The organism is Streptomyces griseorubiginosus (assembly GCF_017614965.1).
Taxonomy (GTDB): domain Bacteria; phylum Actinomycetota; class Actinomycetes; order Streptomycetales; family Streptomycetaceae; genus Streptomyces; species Streptomyces griseorubiginosus_B.
In genome coordinates this window covers 1-6,504 of record NZ_WVUG01000413.1, presented here as the reverse complement: position 1 = coordinate 6,504, position 6,504 = coordinate 1, and the positions used below count along the sequence as shown (strand labels likewise).

The following is a 6,504-nucleotide window of genomic DNA, read 5'->3' as shown; positions in this document are numbered from 1 at the left end:
CCGCAGGACGATCCGCCCCCGCACGACGAGTGGCCGCCCCCGCACGAGTGGCCGGAGTGGTGCCCGCCACCCGAGTGGTGCCCGCCCCCGGACGAGGAGCCGCTGTCGCCGGCCCACCAGCTGCCGCCGGACGAGGAGGAGCCGCCCCCGAACCCTGCCTTGCCGCGGCTGCCCGCACGCGCCGTCGCCACGACCACACCGACGATCGCGAGCACGATCACCGCGACGATGAATCCGGTGAACATAGTCGTCACCGTCCTTCCGAGTCCCCCGAAGCAGCCCCCCGTGGGCGCCTCGTTCCTTGCGTGCACCGGGGATGCCCCGCCGCCTCCCCGGCCAAAGCAGAGTTGAGGAACTCCAGAGCTTGGGCGCAGGATGGCCCGCATGACCTCCAGTGAGCGTCCCTTCCTCAATCGTCGGCTCGCCGAGTTCGGGACGACGATCTTCGCCGAGATGTCGGCCCTGGCCGTGCAGACCGGGTCGATCAACCTGGGCCAGGGCTTTCCCGACACGGACGGTCCCGAGGAGGTCCGGGAGGCCGCGGTGCGGGCGCTGCGGGACGGGCGCGGCAACCAGTACCCGCCGGGCCCCGGCGTCCCCGAGCTGCGCGCCGCCGTCGCCGCGCACCAGGAGCGGCGGTACGGCCTGCTCTTCGACCCCGACACCGAGGTGTTGGTCACCGCGGGTGCCACGGAGGCCATCGCCGCGAGCCTGCTGGCGCTGCTGGAGCCCGGCGACGAGGTCGTCGCCCTCGAGCCGTACTACGACTCCTACGCGGCCTGCATCGCGATGGCGGGCGGCACGCGCGTGCCGGTCACCCTTCGCCCGCACGAGGGCAGCTTCCGCCTGGACCTCGACGAGCTGCGCGCCGCGGTCACCGACCGCACCCGGCTGCTGCTGATCAACACCCCGCACAACCCCACCGGCACGGTCCTCACCCGCGAGGAGCTCACCGCCGTGGCCGAGCTGGCCGTCGAGCGGGACCTGCTGGTCGTCACCGACGAGGTGTACGAGCACCTGGTCTTCGACGAGGCCGAGCACATCCCGCTCGCGACCTTCACGGGCATGCGGGAGCGCACGGTGACGATCGGCTCGGCCGGCAAGACCTTCTCCTTCACCGGTTGGAAGGTCGGCTGGATCACGGCGCCGCCCGCGCTGGTCTCGGCGGTGCGCTCGGCCAAGCAGTTCCTGACGTACGTCTCCTCCGGGCCGTTCCAGTACGCCGTCGCCGAGGCCCTCGCGCTGCCGGAGGCCTACTTCACTGCCTTCCGGGAGGACATGCTGGCCAAGCGGAACCTGCTGTCGGCGGGGTTGGCGGACGCCGGCTTCGAGGTCTTCCGGACGGCAGGCACGTACTTCATCACCACCGACATCCGCCCCCTCGGCGAGTCGGACGGCTTCGCCTTCTGCCGCGCCCTGCCGCGGCGCGCCGGTGTCGTCGCGATCCCGAACGCGGTCTTCTACGACCACCGCGAGGAGGGCGCCCCCTTCGTGCGGTTCGCGTTCTGCAAGCAGACCCCGGTGCTGGAGGAGGCAGCCGCCCGACTCAAGACACTGGGCGCGTAGGTCGGTGGCGGACCCAGCTTCCCTGAGCCACCGCAAGGGCCGTCGTCAGTGGACGTCCGTCTCGGGCTCCGGGCGCGGGAGTTCGTCGAGGTCGAGGGTGAAGGTGCGGCCGTCGGCCAGGGGGATGGGGAGTTTGCCCGTGCCGTACTTGTGCGTGTGCGCCGCGATGTAATCGCTGCCGGTCGGCTGGGTGTGGAGGACGACTTCTTGGGCGTACGGGTCCACGACCAGGTAGATCGGGATGCCCTAGCGGCCGAAGTGCGAACGAGGCGTCGGCTGGATTCTGCAAGCAGCCCCCGGTGCCGGAGGAAGCGGCCCGGCATCTGAAGGCGCTCGCCTGACGCGTCACGCCGCCACGCCGAACGCCACGAAAACGTACTCACCCGGCGGCACACCACTCGCGTCTGCCCGTTTTACCCGTCAATGTGCCGTTGTGACCCACGCCAGCACCCTCATCCCCTCCTCGCGCACGAAGCCGAACCCGGGCACGAAGGACCGCGCCCGGGTGTCCCCGACGGTCGCGATGGGCGGCGCCGTCGGGCTCTTCCTCACCGCCCGGCTGTTCGGCGTCGCCGTGCTCGCCCTGGCCTCCTGGCGGACCGGCCGCAACCCGCTCGCGCTGCTCGGCCGGTCCTGGGACTCCCTGTGGTACCTGGGCATCGCCGCGCACGGCTACGTCCGCACCGAGCGCACCCACCTCGGAGTGGTCAGCGACATGGCGTTCTTCCCGCTCTACCCGGCACTGGTACGGGTGGTGACGGCCCTGAGCCCGCTCAGCGGCGGCGCGGCGGGCCTGGTGGTCTCGTGGACGGCGGCCGCTGTGGCCGCCTGCGGGATCTACGCGGTCGGCGCCCGCCTGCACGGACGGGCCGTCGGCACCGCCCTGGTCCTGCTGTGGGGCCTGCTGCCGCACTCGGTCGTGCTGTCCATGGCGTACACCGAGCCGGTCCTGACCGCCTTCGCCGCCTGGACGCTGTACGCCCTGCTCAGCGGCCGCTGGCTGTGGGCGGGGGTACTGGCCGCGCTGGCGGGGCTGTCCCGGCCCAACGCCTTCGCGCTGGCCGCGACGGTGGTGGCCGCGGCGCTGTGGGAGACGGGGCGGTGCGTCCGGGAGCGCCGAAGAGTTACCCACAGGCTGTGGACGGCGGCCGCGATCGCGCCGACGGGCTGGGTGGCGTACGTGCTGTGGGTCGGCCGTCACGAGGGAAGCGTGCTGCGTGGCTACTTCGACCTGCAGCGACGCTGGGGGTCCCGCTTCGACTTCGGCGAGGGCGCGTGGCAGTTCGTCCGCCATCTGCTGCTGCAGGGGGACCGGCTGGTCTTCCCGATGTCCCTGGTGATCGTCGCGGCGGGCGTGGTCCTGTACGCCCTCCTCCTCACCGACCGCGCCCCGCTCCCGCTCCTCGTCTACACCGGGGCGCTGCTGCTGGTCGTGCTCGGCGGCTCGGGCTTCTTCGAGTGCAAGCCGCGCTTCCTGATCCCGGCCTTCCCGCTGCTCATCCCGCTGGCCCGGGCCCTGGTGCGGACGGCGAGAGCCCGGCCCTGGCACGCGACCGTGGTGGTCGGCGCCCTGGCCGGGCTCTCGTACTGCTACGGGGCGTATCTGCTGGTGCTCGCAAACATGCCGCTGTAGAGGCGGACGGGGGCTACTCCTCGTCGTCCCCGGGCTCGTCCGCCTCGTTGATCTCCTGCTCGAGGCCCAGCTGCTCCACGAGCCACTTGTCGAACTCGATGGCGGCCCGCACCCAGCTGACCGTCGAGGAGACGAAGTGCTCCAGGCTGACGCCGGTGCCGATCAGCATCTGCGCCTCGCCGATCAGACGGACCGTGCCGTCGTCGTGGGTGTGGCTGTAGACCTTGGGCCACAGGGTCCGCCGGTTCCAGTCGTCGATGGACTCCAGCAGCTGCGGCTTCTCGTCGATCTTGTGGGGGCGGTCGTAGAACGTCCGCACCGAGAAGACCTGCTGGTCCGCCTCGCCGCGGAACATGAAGTACGTACGGAACTGCTCCCACGGCGCCGCGAGGTCACCTTCGTCGTCGACGACGTACTTGAGCTCCATCTGGTCGAGGAGCTGCTTCACGAGGTCCTGATCCGGGATGACGGGGCCCGCCGGTCCTTGGGGCTGCGGCTCGGGCTGGCCCCCGAAGTTCGGAATCGAGGACGGGTCGATGGTCATACTTGGAGACTCCTGGCGGTCGTCTGGCTCGTCCGGCCATAGCTGAGACCAGACGTCTGACTCCACCCTCTCTCGCTTGCCCCACGACCGGCAACCTCCGCCGGAAAGGCGCCCCCGCCGCCTTCCTGATCAGCCACGTCGGCACGACTGCTCCGGTCGGCCGAGCGTGCGAGGCGCGGCGCCCGCCCGTCGATGCCGTCGCGCTCCGGCGTGCGCCACGGCCGCCGTGGCGCACGCCGTGGTTGAACAGTTGAGCTGTGGAGCCCTCTGAGGGATGGAAACCCCACGAACTTGGGTAAAAACGCTGTGGTGGCACCACAGTTCATGATTCCCTCTAAATCACCGACGCGGCCCCTCGGAAGTCCTGCGGACACCTCCTGACCTCCCGACTGGGCTGACCGGGCCGATCCCCCCACAGTCGCCCGGGTGTGCCGGACCCCCACACCACCCTTTCTTTGCGTGCCAGCGGAGCCGATCCATGCTCACGACCCTGAACACCTCCTACACCGACACGCGCGCGGCCGACCTCGCCTGGGCCCTGGGGCGCGAACCGCTTCCCGCCCTGGCCACGCTCGACCTCGAACTGACCGGGGCAAAACTGCAGTTGAGACTCCTCGGCGCCTCCCACCAGGTGCTCCTCGAGGAGCGGCGCGGCAGTTGCTCGGAGACGGTGGCGTGCATCCCGGGCAGCAGCACACCCCTTCCGCTCGGCATCGCCAAGCGCGTCGGCGACTGGGAGTACGAGTTCGCCGCGCGCGTCGAGGTGCTCTCGCCGGGCTCGTTCGCGGGCCGCGCCCAGGAACTGCTGGCGTTGGTCTCCGAGCACCCGCACGGCCTGGCCGGCGTCTTCCCGGGCAGCCCGCACGCCTTCACGGCGATGCTGGCCCAGCACCAGGACGGCCAGGTCCACTGGCGGACCTGGCACGCGTACCCGCAGGACAGACAGCTGGTGGCGACGCGGACCCGGGTCGGCGTCCGGGTTCCGGTGCCGGCCGCCGGGCTCGGCTCCTGAGGCGCCTGATCCAAACCCGGCAGAACCGACCGACCATCAGTTCCACACGTGTGGGTGACGAAGGGTGATGTCGGTGTGACGTAACGTCGCAGTCGTGATCGAACCGCAGGCGCCCGCACCACCCGGCCCGCCGCCCCCCTGGGCGGGCCCGGCGCGGCTGCCGGTGCGGCCGGCCACCGGGCGGTTCCTCGTCCTCGCGTGCGTGTTCGTCTGCGCGGCCTGCGGACTGGTGTACGAGCTCGAACTGGTCGCCCTGGCCTCGTACTTGATCGGCGACTCGGTCACCCAGGCGTCCGTCGTGCTGTCGGTCATGGTGTTCGCGATGGGCATCGGCTCGCTCGTCGCGAAGCGGCTGCGCCGGCTGGCCGCGGCCGGCTTCGGCGCGATCGAGGCGGTCCTCGCCCTGACCGGCGGATGCAGTGCCATGGCGCTGTACGCCGTCTTCGCCTGGACCGGCGACTGGGGCGGGCTGTGGGCGAGCGGGCCGCGCTGGCTGCTGGTGGCCTTCTCGCTGGCCATCGGCCTGCTGATCGGCGCCGAGGTGCCGCTGCTGATGGAGCTGATCCAGCGGGTGCGCCGGCAGGACGCGGGCGGTGCGGTGGCCGACCTGTTCGCGGCGGACTACGTGGGCGCGCTGGTCGGCGGGCTGGCCTTCCCGTTCCTTCTGTTGCCCCTGCTGGGCCAGTTGACCGGCGCACTGCTCACCGGCGCCGTCAACGCCGTCGCGGGCGCCACCCTCGTCCTCGGCCTGTTCCGCCGCGACCTCACCCGCCGCGCCCGCTGGACGCTGCTGGCCGCCAACCTCGCCGTCCTGGCCCTGCTCGCCTCGGCCGCCGTCCTGGTCGACGACTTCGAACGGGCGGCCCGGCAGGCGGTGTACGGCCAGGACGTACGCGTGGCGCTGCAGACCGGCATCCAGGAGGTCGTTCTCACCGGCGGCACCCACGGCCGGCCCCTCGACCTGTTCCTCGACGGCCGGCTGCGCGTCAGCGGACGCGATGAACAGCGCTACCACGAGGCGCTGGTCCACCCGGCGATGAACGGCCCGCACGCGCGCGTGCTCGTCCTCGGCGGCGGTGACGGGCTGGCCGTCCGCGAGGTGCTGCGCCATCCCGGCGTACGGCGGGTGGACGTCGTCGAACTCGACGCGGGCGTCGTACGGCTGGCCCGCCGGGACCCGGCGCTGTCCCGGCTGAACGGGCACGCCTACGACGACCCACGCGTGCGCGTGGCCACCGCGGACGCCTTCCACTGGCTGCGCACGGCTCCTACGGCGGCGTACGACGTGGTGATCTCGGACCTGCCGGACCCGGGCATCACGGCGAGCACCAAGCTGTACTCCGAGGAGTTCTACGGGCTCGCCCGCCGGGCGCTGGCGCCGGATGGGCGGCTGGTGGTGCACGCGGGGCCGTTCGCCGGCCGGCCGCGGGTGTTCTGGACGGTCGGGGCGACCCTGCGCGCCGCCGGTCTGCACCCCGTCGCCTACCGGGTGGGCGGCCGTGACGCCGGCTTCGCCGCGGGTCCCGACCGTACGGCGGTCGGCTCCCGCGCGCGGGGCGACTGGGGCTTCTTCCTGGCCGCCGCCGACGCCACCCCGCCCCTGGCCCTCGACCCGCGCGCCCCGCACCCGCGGACCCTCACCCCGGCGTCCCTCGCGGCCGCCGCCCGCACCGCCGCCGGCTCCCGCGTCACCGGCCTGCCGCCCTCGACCCTGGTGCACCCGCGGTACGCCGACTGACGCACGTGATC

General features: G+C 72.3%; 7 protein-coding genes. 4 read left to right on the top strand and 3 right to left on the bottom strand.

What is annotated here, in order from left to right; all coding sequences use genetic code 11:
* Positions 1-245 (bottom strand): hypothetical protein (locus tag GRC12_RS40570; RefSeq protein WP_208785463.1); only part of this gene is annotated, 245 nt, incomplete at its 3' end.
* A 130-nt stretch (positions 246-375) separates the two neighbouring features.
* Between GRC12_RS40570 and GRC12_RS40565 the strand changes: the two genes are divergently transcribed.
* Positions 376-1,566, top strand: a complete 1,191-nt coding sequence (locus tag GRC12_RS40565) for a pyridoxal phosphate-dependent aminotransferase (protein WP_208785462.1) — start codon at positions 376-378, stop codon at positions 1,564-1,566.
* Between the two features lie 45 nt (positions 1,567-1,611).
* Here the strand turns inward: GRC12_RS40565 and GRC12_RS40560 are convergent, their stop codons facing one another.
* Positions 1,612-1,791, bottom strand: a complete 180-nt coding sequence (locus GRC12_RS40560; protein ID WP_244374525.1) for a hypothetical protein — start codon at positions 1,789-1,791, stop codon at positions 1,612-1,614.
* 208 nt (positions 1,792-1,999) lie between these two features.
* Between GRC12_RS40560 and GRC12_RS40555 the strand changes: the two genes are divergently transcribed.
* Positions 2,000-3,199 carry a glycosyltransferase family 39 protein gene (locus tag GRC12_RS40555; RefSeq protein ID WP_439959939.1) on the top strand — a complete coding sequence of 400 codons (1,200 nt, stop codon included), beginning with the start codon at positions 2,000-2,002 and terminating at the stop codon, positions 3,197-3,199.
* Positions 3,200-3,212: 13 nt separating this feature from the next.
* Here the strand turns inward: GRC12_RS40555 and GRC12_RS40550 are convergent, their stop codons facing one another.
* The gene (locus GRC12_RS40550) at positions 3,213-3,743 is read right to left on the bottom strand and encodes a YbjN domain-containing protein (protein WP_133044158.1); all 531 of its coding nucleotides are present in this window, start codon (positions 3,741-3,743) and stop codon (positions 3,213-3,215) included.
* A gap of 478 nt (positions 3,744-4,221) precedes the next feature.
* On the opposite strand from GRC12_RS40550, the gene GRC12_RS40545 reads away from it, so the two are divergent.
* Positions 4,222-4,755, top strand: coding sequence for a DUF2617 family protein (locus GRC12_RS40545; protein WP_208785461.1), 534 nt, complete (start codon positions 4,222-4,224; stop codon positions 4,753-4,755).
* Positions 4,756-4,849: 94 nt separating this feature from the next.
* Complete coding sequence (locus GRC12_RS40540) at positions 4,850-6,493, top strand: polyamine aminopropyltransferase (RefSeq protein WP_208785460.1); 1,644 nt, start codon at positions 4,850-4,852, stop codon at positions 6,491-6,493.
* Positions 6,494-6,504: the final 11 nt, after the last annotated feature.